Here is an 18,656-nt window from a genome sequence, read left to right as displayed (position 1 = left end):
AGCGCAGGAGGGACAAAATGAAAAAGTACTTTACACTGTCCACAAAGGAGGGCAGCGCCCGTCTGCTGGCATTGTTCCTGGCTTTGATCCTTGTGTGCAGCTTTGCGGCCCGCATGGTCTCCACCGACGGCGGAAACGTCAAGATCTCCCGGGTGGTGTTCGACTCCCGGGGCGCCACCATCGACGCGCAGCTGTACTATCCCGCCGGCACCTCCGACGCCGACAGCCTGCCCGCGGTGCTGGTGGCCCACGGCGCGGGCGTGGGCGAGGGCAACCTGCGGGGCATCTCGGAGGAACTGGCCCGCCGCGGCTTTGTGGTGCTGAACTCCAACGCCTACAACATGGGCCTGAGCGAACAGCCCATCAACGATGAGTTTGACTTCGGTGTGGATCAGTTCAACCGCGGCGGCACGCCCCACGGCCTTCTGGACGCGGTGGAGTTCCTGCGCACGCTGAAATTTGTGGACCAGACCCGCATCGGCATCGTGGGGCACTCGCTGGGCGCCCGGCGGGGTGGATACGCGGTGGCGGCCGACTGCGGCTACCTCACCTTCAACGACATCATGGTGAATGTGCTGCACGACACCTTCGGCCAGACCTTCACCGCCCAGGAGATCACCCGCCCCGCGGACGAGCTGGCCGCGGAGCGCCTGAACGCCGACCAACTGGCGCGGTACGAGGCGCTGAAGGCGGAGAACCGCGACCACTACGACACCCGTATCCTGGCCCTGTGCCTGCTGGGATACAGCGCCAACGACGTTCCCCAGCTTCAGATCCAGACGGTGAGTGTGGGCGGCCACGAGGTCACCCGCAATTGCCAGGTGAACCTGGGCCTTATCTCCGGCGTGTACGATTTCGGGCACCGGGAATATTACAACAACGACGCCACCAAGGCCAACTGGTATACCAACGGGGAAAACGTTCAGCTGGACGAGTGGTACGCGGTGGATGACCTCACCCAGAGCAGCCGTCAGCTGGGCAGCATCCTGGAGACCTCCGTTGTGGAGAACACCGATCTCGCCGCGGCCATCCAGGCCCGCACCTCGCGCATTTTCGGCATGACCCCCGAGTCCCACGCGAAGAACAACTTCTCCACCTACACGGCCAGCGATGTGGTCAAGTATTTCGAGCAGATCTTCGCCTACAACGGCGGTGAACTCACCGACGCCTCCACCGTTTCGGTGGACGCCTCCGGCACCGTGTTCCTGTGGCGGGAATCCCTCAACTTCCTGGCGATGATCTTCATGATCTGCGCGGTGATCGCCGCGGCCGGCCTGCTGCTGAAGACCGAGTTCTTTGCCGGCTGCGTGGCGGCGGCGGAGACCGGCGCCGGCGGGTTCAGCAAGGCCTGGTACTGGATCTTCTCCGCGCTGGGCATCGCCCTGGGCTTCTTCGCGATCTGGAAGGCGAACAGCATCTTCGGCTTCCTGCTCCCCTATTTCTCCTTCCTGCCCTTCTTTGAGAGCTGGTGGTACGCCTATCTCTTCATTGCCATCGTCGCGATCGGGTCGCTGGTCCTGCTGGTCCTGGCCTGGCTGCGGGAGCGCAACACCGCCGGCGGGGCTAACCTGCGGTCGCTGCATCTGAAGATGCCCGTCCGCTCGGTGCTCAAGACCCTTCTGCTGGCCGCTGTTTTGCTGGCCTTCGCCTATCTCACCCTGATGGTGATCGTTTATCTGTTCGACCAGGATTACCGGCTGTGGATGGCCGTGTTCACCGAGATGAAGGTGGAGTACTGGAGATACATCTGGCGGCTGTTCCTGGTGTTCATGCCCTGCTGCCTGGCCATCGGCGCGCTGACCAACTATGTGATCCGCAAGGACCTGCCCGGCTGGGCGGACACCGCGCTCACCGTGGTCATCAACTCCGCCGGCGTGTGGCTGTGCTGCATCGTGGAATGCATCACGATGGTGGTGGCGGACCGCTCCTTCAGTTCCTTCGTGTCCACCTATCAGATGATCATCCTCATCCCCATCACCGTTTACATCACCCGCAAGATGTTCAAGCTGACCAACAGCATCTGGCTGGGCGCGGCGATGAACTCGCTGCTGATCGCCTGGTCGATCTGCTCCTCCACCGGCCTGAATCTGGACCGCTACCTGCCCCAGACCTGGATGAGCGTGTTCTTCAACATCTGATCGCCGCGGCGCGTTCCCGTCCGGCCGGACTCAAAAAGCCCGAATCAAAAGAGAAAGAGATCTGCCATGAACGATGAAAACCGAGAGACTCCCGTACTGGGAATAGAACTGGGCTCCACCCGCATCAAGGCGGTGCTCACCGACGCCAGCGGCCGGGTGCTGGCCAGCGGCTCCTGCGACTGGGAGAACCGCCTGGAAGACGGATCCTGGACCTATCACCTGGAGGATGTGTGGGCCGGGGTACAGGCCGCCTGGTCCGCCCTGGCGGAAACCTGGCGCGCCCGCACCGGCACGCCCCTGGCCCGCGTCGGCGCCCTGGGCGTCTCCGCCATGATGCACGGCTACCTGCCCTTTGACAAAGAGGGCCGGCAGCTGGCCCCCTTCCGCACCTGGCGCAACACCAACACCGGCGAGGCCGCCGCGGCCCTCACCGCCCGCTTTGGCTTCAACATCCCCCAGCGGTGGAGCGTCGCCCATCTGTATCAGGCGATGCTGAACGGGGAGGGGCATGTGAAGGACGTGGCCTTCCTCACCACCCTGGCGGGCTATGTCCACTGGCAGCTCACCGGCGAAAAGGTTCTGGGGGTGGGGGACGCTTCCGGCATGTTCCCCATCGACAGCGACACCTGCGACTACGACGAAGGGATGCTGGCCTCTTTCGACCAGCTTCTGGCCGAGGCGGGCCTGCCCTTTACCCTGCGGGGCATCCTGCCCCGGGTGCTGCCCGCCGGGGCGGACGCGGGCCGGCTGACCGAGGCCGGCGCGCGCTGGCTGGACCCCACCGGCACGCTGCAGCCCGGTGCTGTGATGGCCCCGCCGGAGGGGGACGCGGGCACCGGCATGGCCGCCACCAACGCGGTGGCCGCCCGCACCGGCAACGTGTCCGCGGGCACGTCGGTGTTCGCCATGGCGGTGCTGGAACAGCCTCTCTCCCGGGTCTACCCCGAAATAGACCTGGTCACCACCCCCACCGGGCGGCCGGTGGCCATGGTGCACTGCAACACCTGCACCTCCGACCTGGACGCCTGGGTACGCCTGCTGGGCCAGATGGCCGAGGCGGCGGGGGCGAAGCTTGCAAAGCCCGCCCTCTACGACCTGTTCTATCAAAAGGCGCTGGAGGGTGCGCCGGACTGCGGCGGTCTCGTAAACTTCAACTGCTATTCCGGCGAGCCGGTGGCCGGCCTTTCCGACGGGCGGCCATTGCTGACCCGCCGGCCAAACGCGCACCTCACCCTGGAAAACTTCGCCCGGGTCCAGCTGTACTCCGCCATGGCCACGTTAAAGCTGGGCATGGACATCCTGCTGGAAAAAGAGCAGGTGAAGCTGGACCGGCTGCTGGGCCACGGCGGGCTGTTCAAGACCCCGGTGGTGGGCCAGCGGCTGCTGGCGGGCGCGCTGGGGGTGCCGGTGTCGGTGATGGATACGGCGGGCGAGGGCGGCCCCTGGGGCATGGCCCTGCTGGCCCTTTACCGGCTGCGCTGCGCGGAGGGCGGCGCCCCCGCCCTGGAGGACTGGCTGAACGAGGCCATCTTTGCGAAGGCGGCGGGCAGCACCATCGCCCCCGACGCGGCCGACCGGGCGGGCTTTGACGCCTTTATCCGCGATTACACAGCCTGCGTGCCGGTGGAGAAAGCCGCCGCGGACGCGCTGCGCTGACGAAAGGAAAATACGACAATGAGCATGAAGCAGTATGAATTTTGGTTCGTGGTGGGCAGCCAGTTTCTCTACGGCCCTAAGGTGCTGGAGACGGTGGCCACCCGGGCCGCCGAGATGACCGAGGCGCTGAACGCCTGCGGCCGGCTGCCCTGCAAGCTGGTGTACAAGGTCACCGCCAAGACCAACCGTGAAATTACCGACGTGGTGCGCCAGGCAAACCACGACCCGGCCTGTGCCGGCCTTGTGACCTGGTGCCACACCTTCAGCCCCTCGAAAATGTGGATCAACGGCCTGGCGGCCCTGCAAAAGCCCTGGTGCCACTTCGCCACCCAGTATAACCGCACCATCCCGAGCGACGAAATCGACATGGACTTCATGAACCTGAACCAGGCCGCCCACGGCGACCGGGAGCACGGCTTCATCGGGGCGCGGCTGCGGGCGGCCCGCAAGGTCATCGCCGGCTACTGGCAGGACGAGGCGGTGCAGAACCGCCTGGGCGACTGGATGCGCGCCGCCGTGGGCGCTGCCGTCAGCAAGGAGCTGAAGGTGATGCGCTTCGGCGACAACATGCGGGAGGTGGCCGTCACCGAGGGGGACAAGGTGGAGGCGCAGCTCAAGCTGGGCTGGCAGGTGAACACCTGGCCGGTGGGCCGGCTGGTGGAGGAGATGGACGCCGTCACCGACGCCGAGATCGACGCCCTGATGGAAGAATACCGCGCCGCCTACGACTTCGCCACCGACGACCTTGCCACCGTGCGCTACCAGGCCCGGGAAGAGATCGCCATGAAGAAGATGCTGGACGCGGAAGGCTGCCGCGCCTTCTCCAACAACTTCCAGGACCTCTACGGCATGGAGCAGCTGCCCGGCCTTGCCAGCCAGCACCTGATGGCCCAGGGCTACGGCTACGGCGGCGAGGGCGACTGGAAGGTGGCCGCCATGACCGCCATCCTCAAGGCCATGAGCGAGGGCAAGACCGGAGGCACCGCCTTTATGGAGGACTACACCTACCACCTGGAGCCGGGCAACGAGTACAGCCTGGGGGCTCACATGCTGGAGGTGTGCCCCAGCGTGGCGGCGGCCCGGCCCCGCATCGAGGTGCACCCCCTGGGCATCGGCGACCGGCAGCCCCCTGCCCGCCTGGTGTTCGAGGGCCACGAGGGGGACGCCATCGTGGTGAGCCTCATCGACATGGGGGGCCGGCTGCGGCTGGTCTGCCAGGACATCCACTGTGTCAAACCCATCCTGCCCATGCCCAACCTGCCGGTGGCCCGGGTGATGTGGCAGCCGCAGCCTTCTCTCACCACCGGTCTCGAGTGCTGGATCACCGCCGGCGGGGCCCACCACACGGTGCTGAGCTACGACGTGACCGCCGACCAGATGCGGGACTGGGCCCGGATGATGGACATCGAGTTCGTGCACATCGGCAAAGGCACCACCGTGGAGGAACTGGAGCACGACCTGTTCCTCTCCGACCTTGCCTGGAAACTGAAATAAGCCACCGGGGCGCGGCTGCGCCGCGCCCCGGACAGCGGCGGGCGGCGGCTCCCTTTCGGGAGCCGCCGCCCGCGTTTTTTCTGTCACGCCCCGGTGGTGAACAGGCCCGCCAAAGCCTCCCCCACCAGCTCGCCGGAATAGACCGCCTCCGCCAGCGTGTTGCCGTGGCTGCCGATCTCGATGAGCAGGCTGCCGGTGGTCAGGTCCTGGTTGTAGTAGCGGTAGTCGAAGAGCACCGGCCGCGTCAGGCCGGGAAAGCGGCTCTCCATGGCGCTCTCCCACCGGGCGGCAAAGGCCAGGTTCTGCTTGAAGTTGGGCAGGTTTCCGTTTTTGTCCGCCCCGCAGATGATCATCACCTGGGCCGCCGTCCTGCCGTTCACATCCGCCACCGCCTTCACCCGGGCGCCGTCGGTCTCGATGGCGTCCCGGTGGACGTCCAGCACCACCTTGATGCTGGGGTATTTTTCCAGATACTCCCGCACGGTGGCGTTGCTGCGCTCGTAGCTGCCGTTGTAGCTGGGGTAGTCGTGGAGGGTGGCGTCCTGGATCGTGGCAATGCCCGCCGCGTTCAGCTTTTCGGCGATGGCCGCCCCCACCGCCACCATGTTCAGGCTGGTGTCGGTGAGGCGGCAGGTGTACTCCGGGTCGAACCAGCCCAGGTCCTCCAGTTCATAGCTCTCGGTGGCGTGGGTGTGCATGATGAGCACCTGGGGCTCGGCGGAGCCCACCTCAACGGAAAAGGGCAGCGGCCCCGCCGCCGCCGCGGCCACCTCCTCGGCGGGCAGGCTGGTGCAGTTCTTGATGGTGCCCGCCGCGCAGGGGATGTAGGCCGCGCCGCTGCCCTGCTCATAGTGGGCGCTCACGATGGAGCCCATCCCCTCCGGCGGCGGGCCGGGGGTGGGGGCGGGGGTGGCTTGCGGGCCCTCCGCCGCCCCGCTGTCCGCCTGCGGAGCGGGCGCGGGGGTGGGACTGGGCAGGATCTCCTCCGGGGTGGGGGCGATGTACTCCGGCGGGCTCTCGGCGTCCTCCACCTGGGTCTGGGCGACGGGCAGCGCCTCCTGGCGGAAGATGCGGTCCGCCGCGCCGATGGCCGCCGCCGGGTTGGCCAGCAGGCTGCCCGCCACCGCCAGGCTGCCCGCCAGGTCCGGCACGCCGGCGTACCGGCCCGCGCCCATGGCGGCCGCGCCCACCACCGCCGCCAGCGCCAGCGTGCCCAGCCGCCGCAGCGTTTTGAAATGTCCCACCGGCCTCTTCCCCCTTTGCATGGTCCTGCTGAAAGGATATGCGGCGAAGGGGGCCTTTCATGCTCTCAGTTGGCCAGATAGCACAGTTCCGCGATGGACAGCCGCTGCTGCAGCGCCTTGTTCACCGCCAGGGCCAGCAGTTCCGCCCCCTTTTTCACCACCGTGTCCAGCTGGCGGGGGGTGATCACACAGCCAGGACGGCCGAGGAACTCGTCTGCCTCCATCATAGTGGGGATGCCCACCGCCAGCACCGGCACCCCCAGCATGGCCCGGGTCAGGCACTTGCCGCTCTCGGGGCGGGCGGGGCACAGGCCGGTGTCGCTGATCTGCACCGTGCGGCCCATGCGGGCCGGGTCGGAGGTGCACAGGCTGTCGATGCAGAGGATGGCGGAGGGCTTTACCGCCCGCACCAGCCCCGCCAGCATCTGCACCAGCGGGATACCGGTGGCGCCCGACGCGCCGGGGGCCACGCAGCACACCTCCCGCAGGCCCAGCTCGGCGGTGCGGCTGTCCGGCGCGATGCCCCGGGTCACCAGCACGCCCCCCGCCGCCCGGGGGCCCAGGGCGTCGGCGGTGACCCGGCGGTTGCCCACCCCCACCACCAGCACCCCGCCCGCTTCGGGCAGCATGGCCCGCAACTCCCCCGCCACGGCGCTGACGTAGCGCTCGTCCTTGTTGTCCACCACGGCCAGGCTGGGGATCTCCAGGGTGGAATAGCGCCCCGCCGGCCGTTCCAGCCCGGGGCGGGTGATCTGCACCCGGGTGAGGGTGATGGGCCCGGAACGGGCGGTGTAAAGCTTGACCCCGCCGGGCACCTGTCCCCTGGACGGGCCGTAGATCTCGTCGGCGATGTCGGTGTAAACGGACATACAAAACACCTCGCAGCGATGAAAAAGTGGCCGCCGCCCGCCGCAAACGCCGCGCCGGGGCCCCATGAAAGTGTGGGCCGGCGCGCACCGGCCCATACCGCCCGAAAAAAGTTTAAAAAACGCTTGCAAGCGCCGCTCAAATGTGGTATTATAAATTGCACTGTTATGGGTAGTAAGGAGGTGGTACGAATGCCTAACATCAAATCCCAGAAGGATCGCGTGGTCCAGTCCAAGAAGGAAGCCCTTCACAACAAGGCGATCAAGTCCAACCTGAAAACAGTTGTCAAGAAGGCAAACGCTGCCATCGCCGCGAATGCCGCTGACAAGGACGCCGTCGTCAAGGTGGCTGTTTCCACCATCGCCAAGGCGCAGAGCAAAGGTGTGGTCCACAAGAACACCGCTGCCCGCAAGATCAGCCGCATGGCGAAGCGCGCGAACAAGGCCAACGCCTGATTTTCAGCAAAACAAAGACCTGCCGGTTCCGGCGGGTCTTTTGTTTTGCCCGGCGGACAAAGGACGCGCCCTTCCTTTCGTCGCCGGCGAACAGCGCCGCCCGGCACTTCCCAATGCCGCCTGGCATCCCCAGCGTCGCACGACACTGTCCAATGCCGCCCGCCGCGCCCGACACCGCCCGATGCCTCAAATCCCCCCTGTGCCGGCCAGCGGCACAGGGGGGATTTGCGTGCTCTGTGGTGTTCTTGCGGGGGGCACGGGCCCGCCGGCCGCTTTCCGGGCCTCCGGGCTCTTTGCCCGCCTTTGGGCACAAAAACGCCGGCCCCGTTTTTTGAGGGGCCGGCGTTCGTCGGTTTTGGCTTCAATCCGCCGCGGAGGCGGAAGATCCGGAGGAGGCGGAGGAGGAGGCGTTCAACTCCTGCTGTCCCTCCTCGGCGGCGCTCATCACGCTGCCCATGGTGCGGCCCTCGTCCACGTTCATGCCGGAGATGTACTCATAGCCGGTGGCGAGGCCCAGGTCCTCGGCGGCCACGGGTTTATCCGGGCTGCGGAAGTGCTCGTTGAGGATGCGGGCGCAGTTCTCCCGGTCGATGTAGTACACCCATTTGTGGCCGTTGATGTGGGCCGCGCCGCCGGGGGCGCGCACGATGTAGATGTTTTCCGGCTTCACCTTGAGCATGGTGCCGTAGAGGCCCCAGATGTCGGTGATGTCCAGGCTGGTGTTGATGTAGTGGGCGATCACCTTGCAGGTGCTGTAATAGTCCGCCAGGGTGTAGTCCTCCAGCAGGCTCTTGACCAGCGCCGCATAGAAATACTGCTGGGTCTCCAGCCGCTGATAATCGGCGGTGGCGTAGTTGCGGTTGCGCAGGATCAGCTCGGCGGTGTCGCCGCTGATGAGATGGGTGCCCTGCTTGGCCACCACGTCCTCCTTGCCGGTGTTCTTGTCCACGGTGACGATGTCCCAGGGGACGTACATCTCGATGCCGCCCATGTTGTTCAGCATGGTCTTGAAGGCGGCCATGTCGATGGTGACGTAGTCGTCCACCGGCAGCTTGAACAGCTCATACATCATGTTGGCGATGTTGTTGATCAGGTTCTCCTGGTCGGGGCCGTTGGCGTAGACCTCGTTGATCTTGCCCTCGATGGCCTTGCGCCCCTCGCCCATGTCCTCACCGTAGTAGGTGTCCCGGGGGATCTGGAAGGCGTTCACCGTGCCGGCGTCCCGGTCGATCTGCAGATAGAGGATCACGTCGGTGTTGCCCTTGCCCTCGGCGTAGTCCCGGTCGGTGTCGTAGTCGATGCCCAGCAGCAGCAGGTTGTAGGTGCGGTCGCCCTCGGCCTCCAGGTCCGGGTCCTTCACCTGGTTCAGCTGGCCGGCCTCGCCCTCGTCCAGGGCGGGCGCCACCTGGCTGTAAAGATACCACATGGTGCCGCAGGCAGCCAACAGCAGCACTGCCAGCACCGCCAGCGCCAATTTGAGCGCGCTGGCCTTTTTCGTCGGTTTGCTCAAAGGGTCGTTCCCTCGCTTTCGTTGTTTGCGGCCCGGGTCGGCGGGCCAAAAATGTCAAAAGAGTTACAGGGGAATTATACCCTATCTTGACCCAAAAAAGGAGATGTTTTGACGATTTTCGCCCATTAACACAAAACAGATTCCCGTTTTTGTGCCATTTTACTATATTTTACCGTGGGTTTTGTCCACGATGGACAAACAAATCCCCCCGCGCCGCGGCGCGGGGGGATTTGTTTGGTTCTGTCACTGGGTGACCAGGGTGGTGCCGGGATAGTAATGGGCCAGGATGTCGGCGTAACCCCAGCCGTTGGCGGCGTAGCCCCAGGCGCCCATCTGGCTCATGCCGCAGCCGTGGCCGTAGCCGTAGGTGGTGATGCTGAAGGCGTCGGCGCCGGCGTCGTAGACGATGTCGAAGGCGGCGGAGCGCAGGGTCTTGCCGTTGACGTTATTCAGCACGTTCTCCCGCAGGTCGCGACCGCTGATGGTGGCGGTGCCCAGCCGCATACTGGTGACGTAGCCGCTGGAGTTCTTGACGATGTCGCCGAACCAGGTATTCGGGTCGCTGTTGTAGGCGTAGAGGTCCACTCCCAGGCGCTCCTGGGCGCGGGCGGCCACCTCGCTGGCGTAGTATACCCGGGTGTTCTGCCAGTTGGAGGCGTAGTCCTTGTCGTAGGGGCTGTCCACGTTGACCAGGTAGGGCCGGGCGCCGCCCCACACCTCCTGGCTGGAGTTGGTGCCAAAGGCCGCGGAGGCGAAGTAGGGGGTGAAGGCCACGCTGCCGTTGTAGGTGAGGATCTGGTTCGCCACCTCCCGGGCGGCGGCGCGGATGGTCTCGCTGGGCTCCAGGCCCGACACGCTGGGCGCGCCGCCCTGGCTGAGGATCCAGCTGTGGGCCGCCACCATCTGCGCCTTGTAGGCCTCAATGGGGGCGTTGGCGCCCATCTCATTGCGGGCGATCATGGCCAGGCACTCCGCCAGGTCCATCTCCTGCCGCACACCGTTCATGGTGACGGTGATGGTGCCCGAGGAGGGCGCGGGCGTGGGGGTGGGTTCCGGGGTGGGCGCGGGGGTGGGCGCGGGGGTGGGGGTGGGCGCGGCGCTGGCCGAGGGCGCGGGGGTGGCGGAGGGCCCGGGCGTGGCCGAAGCCGAGGGGCTGGCCGACGGGGACGGGCTGGGCGAAGGCTCCGGGCTTGCCGAAGCGTCCGGCGCGGGGGATGCGGAGGGCTCCACCGCCTCGCCGCCGCCCACCTCGCTCAGGGGGCGGTCCTCGGTGGGCATGCCGGCCTGCTCCTGCACGTCGCTGGAGGTGGCGCCGCCGGTGATGTACCAGTTCAGCCAGTACTGGCTGAGGGTGGTGAGGCTGGGGGCGGAGAGGCCCTCGCTCTCATAGACGGCCATGGGCATCAGGGGCTGCTCGGCGGGCTGCACCTGATTGCCGAACAGGATGGCGGCCTCGTTGGCCCGCAGCTGGCGGCCGGTGATCACCAGCATCCGTCCGCCGGAGGCGGGGCTGTCCGCCACCAGGGTGACGAAGGCGTCGCCGTCCTGCACGTCGGCGGGCATCTCGTAGAGGCTGCGGGCCTTGGCCCCCAGCACAAAGGTCAGATAATCCTCATAATTGGACAGGTCCTGCAGGCCATAGAGGTCAAAGGCGGACTCCCCCGTCTCGGCGGGGTCCCACTCGTAGACCGCCAGCACCTTGTAGCGGTAGTCGCCGCCGGCGGTGTAGAGGGTGAAGCCGCTGTTGGCCTTCAGCACATCCTCCTGGGCCAGCTGGCTGAGCTGCTCCATGGAGGAGGCCGGGCAGCGCACGATCACGTTGCTCTGGCTCTGGCCCAGCGTGTCGGACCCGGTAAAGCGGGGCAGTTCGTCTTCGGCGGCGCTCACGGTGCCCGGCTCGCCGCCGCCGGCCGCCCCGTCGGCGGACCAGACCAGCGCGCCGTCCAGCGAGGGGAGGGCCAGATAGGCCGCCACCCCCGCATTTTTGGCCTGCTGGGCCAGCAGGTAATCCCGGGCGGCGGTGTCGTAGTCGGCGGTGCCGTAGCCCACGTCGCCCAGCACGCTGCCGCCGCCGGGCAGCTTGCCGCCCTGCCACAGCCACAGCGCCACCCCGCCGGCGATGGCCGCCACCAGCAGGATGCAGCCGATGAGCCGCCCCCAGTGGGGCCCGGCGGGCCGGCGGGCGGGTTCTTCGGTGGGCAGAGGGGCGTCGTCGTCAAAGAGCAGCTGGGCCGCGCTGGTGAGCTGTTCGTCGGGGCCCAGCCGGTCGGCGGCCCCGCTCCCGGCCCGGGGCGCCTTGCCGGTGAAGGCCGGCGCGGGGTCCGTTTTGGCGGGGGCAGCCGCTTTTTCCGGGGCAGCCGCTTTTTCCGGGGGTATCGTGTTCACCGGGGCGGCCGCGGGCGCCGGTTCCCGCGGCACGGGGGGCGCCGCTTTTGCCGCGGGCGCGGGGGCGGCCAGGCCCGCCAGCGCCTGCCCGGGCAGTTCCAGTTTCGGGGCGGGGCCGCCCAGGCGGAACCGCTCCACAAAGGGCTCCATCCCCTTGCCCCGGGCCATGCGCCGCAGCATATCCAGCAGCCAGCCCACGGCCAGGGCCTGCTCCTCGCCCTCCGGGGGCAGCGGGCACACCCAGGCGTATTTTTCGCCGCACACCAGCACAAAGGCGGGATGGGTGTCGTTGGAGGGGCTGTAGGCCACCGCCCAGTCCGCGCCGGACACCCGCAGCGCCGCGTGGGCGCGGGTGGCCGCCGGCTGCACCGGACAGTTGGGGTATTTTTTCACCAGCCGCCGGTTGGGCGTCACCTTCGCCCCCCGCCTGGGATGGGCGTAGCTCTGGGTGCCGAAGTCGTAGACGCTGCCCGCCATCTCGCAGCCGGCGAGGGCGGCGTCCAGCAGCCGGCCGGTGGCAGCGTCGGCGGCCACGAACAGCCGCCCGGCCTCCACCAGTTCCGTCACCGCCACCTCGGCGAGGCTCTCCTCGCCCACGCAGAACACAGCGTCGCCGAAACGGCCCTCAAAATAATCCCGCCAGCGGCGGCAGATGGCGGCCGCCTCCTCGGCGGTGTTCGCCCGGGCGGTGACACAGACGGCGTACTCCCCGTTTTTCATCAGCAGGTTCAGCCCGGGGCAGCCCTGGTCCGCCGCGGCGCGCAGCACCTGGGTCACCTGGTCCCGCCGGGGGCCGAACAGCCGCAGCACCAGCCTGGAGGATTTCTGTTCCATTGTGTTCACCTCTTATTCCGGGATGTCCTCGGCGCGCACCGCGCCGGGCAGGGGCAGGCCCAGGGCCAGCCGCCTCGCGGCGTCCAGCGCGTTTTTGGCGGCGGCCAGGCGGACGGTGGCCCGGTCGCGTTTGCCCAGGTCCAGCCGCTTGACAAACACCTCGCCGCCCCGGGCCGCGCCCAGATACACAAGGCCCACCGGTTTTTCGGGGGTGCCGCCCCCCGGCCCGGCGATGCCGGTGAGGGCCACGGCCACGTCCGCGCCGGCTGCACGGGCGGCCCCCGCCGCCATGGCGGCGGCCACCTGGGGGCTCACCGCGCCGTGCTGTTCCAGCGCGGCGGCGCTCACCCCCAGCAGCTTCTGTTTTGCTTCATTCGCGTAGGTCACAAAGCCGAAACCGAAGACTTCGCTTGCGCCGGGCACGTTGGTGACCAGCTGGCTCACAAGGCCGCCGGTGCAGCTTTCGGCGGTGGCCAGGGTCAGGCCCTTCTGCCGCAGCGCGTCCACCAGGGCGTATTCCAGGCCCTCTTCCCCCTCGGCATAGATGTACTCCCCCGCCAGCCGGTAGAAGTTTTGGGCGTACTCCCGGCACATGGCCCGGGCCCTTTCCTCGTCGGGGGCGGCGGCGGTGATGCGGATGGTCAGTTCCGCCGTTTTTGCGTAGACGGCGGCAGTGGGGTTCTCGTTCCCGAAGAGATGGCCCAGCAGCTCCTCGGCGTGGCTCTCGCCGATGCCGCACAGGCGCAGCACAAGGCTTTGCAGCACCCGCGTCTGTCCCTTTTGCAAAAAGGGGCGCACCGCGCTCTTCCACAGGGGTTCCAGTTCCGAGGGCGGGCCGGGCAGCAGCACCGCCCGCTTGCCGCCCGCCTCAAACCACACCGCCGGGGCGGTGCCGTTGGGGTTTTCGAACCAGCCGCCCTTTTGGGGCACCAGGGCCTGCTTTTCGTTGTTGGCGGGGGTGGTGCGGCCGGTGGAGGTGAAGAAGGCGCGGATGTCCTCCAGCACCTTGGGCTCAAAGCGCATCTCGTCGTCAAAGCAGCGGGCCACCGTCTCCTTGGTCAAATCGTCCGCCGTGGGGCCAAGGCCCCCGGAGAACACCAGCAGGTCGCTGCGGGCCATGGCGGCGCGCACCGTTTCCTCCAGGCGGGCGGCGTTGTCCCCCACCACCTGCTGATGCAGCACGTCAAAGCCCAGCGCCGCCAGTTCCCGGGCCAGGAACCGGGCGTTGGTGTTCAGGATGTCCCCCAGCAGCAGCTCGGTGCCCACACAGATGATCTCAGCGGTCACGTTTCACTCCCCCTTTGGGCGGGCCAGGGGCCCGCCGGTCCGGCGCGTCAGGCGAGAAGGTCGTCCTCGTCTTCCTGCGCTTTGCGCATGTCGATGCGGATGCGCTCCACCCCGTCGGCGGCCTGCTTTTCCAGCCAGAGCAGTTCCGGCATGGCGGCCTCCGCCGCCTCCACCTCGGCCAGGGTGGGCTTGGTCTTGGGGTGGGGCGGGGTGAAGATGGTGCAGCAATCCTCGTAGGGCAGGATGCTGGTGTCGAAGGTGCCGATGCGGCGGGCCGTCTCGATGATCTCGGTCTTGTCCATGCCGATCAGCGGGCGCAGCACCGGCAGGTCCTGGGCCGCGTCGGTGCAGGCCAGGGCCATCAGGGTCTGGCTGGCCACCTGGGCCAGGCTCTCGCCGGTGATGAGAGCCTTGGCGTCGATGTCCTTGGCGATGCGGTTCGCGATGCGCATCATGCTGCGGCGCATGAGCACGGTGAACAGCACGTCGGGCGCGTGGTCCCGGATGTACTCCTGGGGGGTGGTGTAGGGCACCACATACAAAACGCAGCTGCCGGTGTAGCCGCTGATGATCTGGGCCAGGGTGGCCACCTTGCGCTTGGCCGCCTCGCTGGTGTAGGGCGGGCTGGCGAAGTGGATGTGGTGGATGGCCAGGCCCCGCCGGGCCATGTACCAGGCGGCCACCGGGCTGTCGATGCCGCCGGAGAGCATGTTCACCGCCCGGCCGCTGGTGCCCACCGGCAGGCCGCCCGCCCCCGGCACCTTGGGGCCGTGGATGTAGGCGCCGTAGTCCCGCACCTCCACCATGACCACGATGTCCGGGTGATGCACGTCCACCTTCAGGTGAGGGTGTTTGGAGAGCAGGAAGCCCCCCAGCTCCCGGCTGATCTCGGGGCTCTTCATGGGAAAGGACTTGTCCGACCGCTTGGCCTCCACCTTGAAGGTGCGCACGCCGCGCAGCGCCTCGCCCAGATAGGCTTCCGCCGTGGCCTGGATGGCCGCAAAGTCCTTTTCGCACACCGCCGCCCGGCTGAGGGCCGCCAGGCCGAACACCTGGCTCACCCGGTGAAAGGCCTCGTCGAAATTCGATGCGGCCTCCTCGTCCCGGGGCTCCACATACATGGTGCTCTGGGCCTTGTACACCTGGAATTTGCCCAGCTCCCGCACCCGAAAGCGCAGGGCCTTGGCCAGCGCCGCCTCAAAGGTGGCCTTGTTCAGGCCCTTCAGGGCCATCTCGCCCTGATAGCACAGAATGACTTCCTTCATCTCGTCTCTCCTTGTCGCCCCTGAGCGGGGCGGTGTTTCTCAGCGCAGCTGCGCCAGCGTTTTGAGGCCCTGCTCCAGGCCGTTCAGCAGCGCGTCCACGTCGGCTTCGGTGTTCTCGGCGCAGAAGCTCACCCGCAGCGCCGTGTCGATGCGCCGCGGCTCCAGGCCCATGGCCGCGAGGGTGTGGCTGGCGGCGCCCCTTGAGCAGGCCGACCCGCTGGACACATACACCTTGGTCTGTTCAAGATAGTGGAGCATGGTCTCGCTCTTCACCCGCATGGTGCTGAAGTTGAGCACCTCGCTCACCGCGTCCGCGGGGCTGTTGAGCACCACGTCCAGGCCGGCAAGGCCCGCCCGCAGCCGGGCGTTCAGCGCCGCCACATGGGCCGCGCGCGCGTCAAAGGTCTTTTCCATCCGCCTCGCGGCGGTGGCAAGGCCCACCACGTAGGGCAGGTTCTCGGTGCCGGGGCGCACCCCCTGCTCCTGGCCGCCGCCGTGGCCCTTCTCCTGCCCGCCGCCTAGGTACGGCGGCTGGATGTTATAGCCCCGGCGCAGGTAGAGCGCGCCCACGCCCTTGGGGGCGTGGATCTTGTGGCCGCTGACGGTGTAGCTGTCGATGTTTTCCAGGCTTACCGGCAGACGCATCCATGCCTGCACCCCGTCCACATGGACGGCGGTGCGGCTGTTCGCCTCTTTCACCCGGGCGGCCAGCTTCTTTACGTCCTGCCTTGCGCCCGTCTCGTTGTTCACCTGCATGCAGGTGACTAAAATGGTGCCCTTGTCCACCCGGTCGGCGATGGCGTCCACATCCAGACGGCCGTCCGCGCCGGGGGCCACAAAGTCCACCTCAAAGCCCTCTTCGGCCAGACGGGCCAGGGGCAGCGCCGCGCTGGGGTGTTCGAAGCCGCTGGCCACGATCTTTTTGCCCCAGCTGCGCCGGGCCAGCGCCGCGCCCAGAATGGCGATGTTGTTGCTCTCGCTGCCGCAGCCGGTGAAGAATACCTGCCCCGGCTCGGCCCCCAGGGTGCGGCCCACGATGTTCCGGGCCTTGTCCAGCAGTTCCCTGGATTCCACGCCGGGGGTGTAGAGGCTGGAGGGATTGCCCCAGTGGTTCACCATGGTCTTGTAAATGGCGTCGGCCACCTCGGGGGCCACCCGGGTGGTGGCGGCGTTGTCCAGATAGTGAAGGGCCTCGTTGTCGATCATTGCGCTCTCCCGCCTTTTACCATAAGTATAAGTTTGCTCATATTCGCCGAAGAGCGTTATATCTCCGACGGGTCATAAAGATACAGAATATATTATAGCACAACTCCGCCCGGCGGCACAAGGGCGCGGGGCGGGGCCAAATGCAGGGAAACGGCCGTCGAAGCGCGGAACGCGGGCGGGAAAAGGCGGGCGACGGGGCAGCAGCCACAAGCGGAGCGCGGACAGGGGCGGGCAACAGCTGCCCCAACACAGAGCGGGCGACGGCAGGCCCGGTGGCCCATCGCGGCGCGGCGGCGGGCATGGGCGCAGAGCGGCGGGAAAAGGCGGCGGCGGGGCGGCGGGCGCAGGTGCGTCCGGGACAAGGGCATGCGGAACGGGAAGGCGCAGAGAGCAAAGAGGGCATGCCGCGGCCGCCCGCCGGGAAAGTGTTACTTTTGCGGCGGGCCTTGTAACCGGCGGCCGGTTCTGCTACCATGGTATTGTAAGAGAAAGCGGGGCTTGTTTCGCCCCGGGATGTGACAGAAAGGGTGGCGTGCATGAAAACGGATATCCAGATCGCCCAGGAGGGGACCTTAAAGCCCATCACCGATATCGCCGGGCAGCTGGGCCTCTCGGAGGAGGACATCAGCCTGTACGGCAGGTACAAAGCCAAGATCGATCACCGGCTGGCTAAAAAGGCGGCCAAGCAGGGCAAGCTGATCCTGGTGACGGCCATCAGCCCCACCCCGGCGGGGGAGGGCAAGACCACCATCAGCTGCGGCCTGGCGGACGCGCTGAACGCCCTGGGCAAAAAAACCATGCTCTGCCTGCGGGAGCCCAGCCTCGGGCCGGTGTTCGGCATCAAGGGCGGCGCGGCCGGCGGCGGCTACGCCCAGGTGGTACCCATGGAGGACATCAACCTCCACTTCACCGGCGACATTCACGCCATCGGCGCGGCCAACAACCTGCTGGCCGCCATGGTGGACAACAGCATCTACCAGGGCAACCCCCTGAACATCGACCCCCGCCAGGTGACCTGGAAGCGCTGTGTGGACATGAACGACCGGCAGCTGCGCTATGTGACCGACGGCCTGGGCGGCAAGGTGAACGGCACCCCCCGGGAGGACGGCTTTGACATCACGGTGGCCAGCGAGGTGATGGCCATCTTCTGCCTGGCCACCGACCTCGCGGACCTGAAGGAGCGCCTTTCCCGCATCGTGGTGGGCTACACCTACGCCGGCGAGCCGGTGACCGCCGGCCAGATCGGCGCGGCGGGGGCGATGGCCGCCCTTTTGAAGGACGCCTTCGACCCCAACCTGGTGCAGACGCTGGAGAACAATCCCGCCATCATCCACGGCGGCCCCTTCGCCAACATCGCCCACGGCTGCAACAGCGTGATGGCCACCCGGCTGAGCCTGTCGCTGGCGGACTATGTGGTCACCGAGGCGGGCTTCGGCGCGGACCTGGGCGCGGAGAAGTTTCTGGACATCAAGTGCCGGATGACCGGCCTTGCCCCGAACGCGGTGGTGCTGGTGGCCACCGTGCGGGCGCTGAAGCACCACGGCGGCTGCCCCAAAGACCAGCTGGGCGTGCCCAACCTGGACTACCTGAAGGCGGGCGCGGCGAACCTGGCCCGCCATGTGGAGAATATGCGGGGCTTCGGCGTGCCGGTGTGCGTGGCCATCAACGCCTTCCCCACCGACAGCGCCGAGGAGCACGACTGCCTGCGGGACATCTGCGCCGAGCTGGGCGTGCCCTGCGAGCTGGCCACCGTGTTCGCCGAGGGCGGCAAGGGAGGCCTGGAACTGGGCCGGGCGGTGCTGAGCGTGATGCAGCCCGAGACGAAACTCAACTTCACCTACCCGGACGAGATGCCCCTGGCGGACAAGGTGGACGCGGTGGCGAAGAAGATCTACCGGGCGGCGGCGGTGAGCTGGAGCGCCCCCGCCAAAAAGGCGCTGGCGCGCATCGAGGCCATGGGCTACGGCAAACTGCCGGTGTGCATCGCCAAGACCCAGTACTCCTTCAGCGACGACGCCACCCTGCTGGCCGCGCCGGAGGGTTTCACCATGACCGTGCGGGACGTGCGCCTCTCCGCCGGGGCGGGGTTCGTGGTGGTGATCATGGGCAGCATCATGACCATGCCCGGCCTGCCCAAAAAGCCCGCCGCCGAGAACATCGACGTGGACGAGAACGGCCGCATCACCGGCCTGTTCTGAGAAGAACGCAGCAAAAGGCACCCCTTCGGGCGAAGGGGTGCCTTTTTGTATGTCCGGGCGGGCAGCCCGCGCCGGGGGGCGGCGGAGGCCGGCCGCACTCGCGCCCGCCCCGCAGGG

At 67.5% G+C, this 18,656-nt stretch carries 12 protein-coding genes; 5 read left to right on the top strand and 7 right to left on the bottom strand.

Going from position 1 to position 18,656, the window contains the following annotated elements; genetic code table 11:
- The first annotated feature begins 17 nt into the window (after positions 1-17).
- The 3 genes from ACH2A7_RS07630 (at position 18) to araA (ending at position 5,288) form a co-directional block, all read left to right on the top strand.
- Entirely contained in the window at positions 18-2,138 is a 2,121-nt protein-coding gene (locus tag ACH2A7_RS07630; RefSeq protein ID WP_394961145.1) for a dienelactone hydrolase family protein, read from the top strand.
- 66 nt (positions 2,139-2,204) lie between these two features.
- Positions 2,205-3,794 (top strand): xylulokinase, encoded by a 1,590-nt coding sequence (locus ACH2A7_RS07625; RefSeq protein WP_394961144.1) that lies wholly within the window; start codon positions 2,205-2,207, stop codon positions 3,792-3,794.
- An 18-nt stretch (positions 3,795-3,812) separates the two neighbouring features.
- The gene (gene araA / locus ACH2A7_RS07620) at positions 3,813-5,288 is read left to right on the top strand and encodes an L-arabinose isomerase (RefSeq protein ID WP_394961143.1); all 1,476 of its coding nucleotides are present in this window, start codon (positions 3,813-3,815) and stop codon (positions 5,286-5,288) included.
- 83 nt (positions 5,289-5,371) lie between these two features.
- On the opposite strand, the gene spoIIP is transcribed toward araA, so the two are convergent.
- Both spoIIP and gpr read right to left on the bottom strand, forming a co-directional pair.
- Positions 5,372-6,532: a stage II sporulation protein P gene (spoIIP, locus tag ACH2A7_RS07615; protein ID WP_394961142.1), complete on the bottom strand. Its 1,161-nt coding sequence runs from the start codon at positions 6,530-6,532 to the stop codon at positions 5,372-5,374.
- 65 nt (positions 6,533-6,597) lie between these two features.
- The gene (gene gpr / locus ACH2A7_RS07610) at positions 6,598-7,401 is read right to left on the bottom strand and encodes a GPR endopeptidase (protein ID WP_394961141.1); all 804 of its coding nucleotides are present in this window, start codon (positions 7,399-7,401) and stop codon (positions 6,598-6,600) included.
- 189 nt (positions 7,402-7,590) lie between these two features.
- Here gpr and rpsT point away from each other — a divergent pair, with 189 nt between their 5' ends.
- Positions 7,591-7,854: a 30S ribosomal protein S20 gene (gene rpsT, locus ACH2A7_RS07605; protein ID WP_177522751.1), complete on the top strand. Its 264-nt coding sequence runs from the start codon at positions 7,591-7,593 to the stop codon at positions 7,852-7,854.
- Positions 7,855-8,215: 361 nt separating this feature from the next.
- Here the strand turns inward: rpsT and ACH2A7_RS07600 are convergent, their stop codons facing one another.
- The 5 genes from ACH2A7_RS07600 to ACH2A7_RS07580 all read right to left on the bottom strand — a co-directional run bounded on the left by ACH2A7_RS07600 (position 8,216) and on the right by ACH2A7_RS07580 (position 16,341).
- Positions 8,216-9,364, bottom strand: coding sequence for an LCP family protein (locus tag ACH2A7_RS07600; protein ID WP_394961139.1), 1,149 nt, complete (start codon positions 9,362-9,364; stop codon positions 8,216-8,218).
- A 243-nt stretch (positions 9,365-9,607) separates the two neighbouring features.
- A complete protein-coding gene (locus ACH2A7_RS07595) occupies positions 9,608-12,583 on the bottom strand; it encodes a SpoIID/LytB domain-containing protein (protein WP_394961138.1) in 2,976 nt (991 codons plus the stop codon).
- 12 nt (positions 12,584-12,595) lie between these two features.
- On the bottom strand, positions 12,596-13,870 hold the full coding sequence (locus ACH2A7_RS07590) for a competence/damage-inducible protein A (RefSeq protein WP_394961137.1): 1,275 nt from the start codon (positions 13,868-13,870) through the stop codon (positions 12,596-12,598).
- A gap of 47 nt (positions 13,871-13,917) precedes the next feature.
- The gene (gene thiI, locus ACH2A7_RS07585; RefSeq protein ID WP_394961136.1) at positions 13,918-15,135 is read right to left on the bottom strand and encodes a tRNA uracil 4-sulfurtransferase ThiI; all 1,218 of its coding nucleotides are present in this window, start codon (positions 15,133-15,135) and stop codon (positions 13,918-13,920) included.
- Between the two features lie 39 nt (positions 15,136-15,174).
- On the bottom strand, positions 15,175-16,341 hold the full coding sequence (locus ACH2A7_RS07580) for a cysteine desulfurase family protein (RefSeq protein ID WP_394961134.1): 1,167 nt from the start codon (positions 16,339-16,341) through the stop codon (positions 15,175-15,177).
- A 536-nt stretch (positions 16,342-16,877) separates the two neighbouring features.
- Here ACH2A7_RS07580 and ACH2A7_RS07575 point away from each other — a divergent pair.
- Positions 16,878-18,539: a formate--tetrahydrofolate ligase gene (locus tag ACH2A7_RS07575; RefSeq protein WP_394961132.1), complete on the top strand. Its 1,662-nt coding sequence runs from the start codon at positions 16,878-16,880 to the stop codon at positions 18,537-18,539.
- The last annotated feature ends 117 nt before the right edge of the window (positions 18,540-18,656 follow it).

Origin of the sequence: Candidatus Allofournierella merdavium (assembly GCF_944382735.1) — a bacterium.
GTDB classification, from domain to species: Bacteria; Bacillota; Clostridia; order Oscillospirales; family Ruminococcaceae; genus Allofournierella_A; species Allofournierella_A merdavium.
This window is presented reverse-complemented; position numbering and strand designations above follow the sequence as displayed.